Raw genomic sequence first — 456 nt, 5'->3', positions numbered from 1 at the left:
CAAGGCATCCACCGTGCGCCCTTAAAAACTTGGCCACAGATGCTCGCGTCCACTGTGCAGTTCTCAAACAACGACCAGCCACCCATCACCCCGAAACCCTACGGTTCCGAGTGCACTGGGGCCGGCACTGAAGGCAGCCATACGGCCATACCCTCAGATACCCAACAGCGTGCCCGGCCAGCTCCCGTCCGAAGATCATGCTTTCCACGCTCCGAAGAGCAGTACTCGCAGCCTCCGACCCGGAAACCCGGCCGAATAATCAACGTTCCACCCATGAGCAACCAGCATCGGACGTACGCCGATGTACTGGCCTCTGACCGGGCAAGCCCGGTAAGAAGTGCTCCTTAGAAAGGAGGTGATCCAGCCGCACCTTCCGGTACGGCTACCTTGTTACGACTTCGTCCCAATCGCCAGTCCCACCTTCGACAGCTCCCTCCCACAAGGGGTTGGGCCACC

General features: G+C 60.3%; 1 rRNA gene. It reads right to left on the bottom strand.

What is annotated here, in order from left to right:
• Positions 1 to 348: 348 nt before the first annotated feature.
• Positions 349 to 456 (bottom strand): 16S ribosomal RNA (locus tag QQM72_RS40690); the annotation flags it as partial.

The organism is Streptomyces zaehneri (assembly GCF_032248645.1).
Lineage (GTDB): Bacteria > Actinomycetota > Actinomycetes > Streptomycetales > Streptomycetaceae > Streptomyces > Streptomyces coriariae.
The sequence above is the reverse complement of the archived record's forward strand: the minus strand, read 5'-3'. Positions and strand labels throughout refer to the sequence as shown.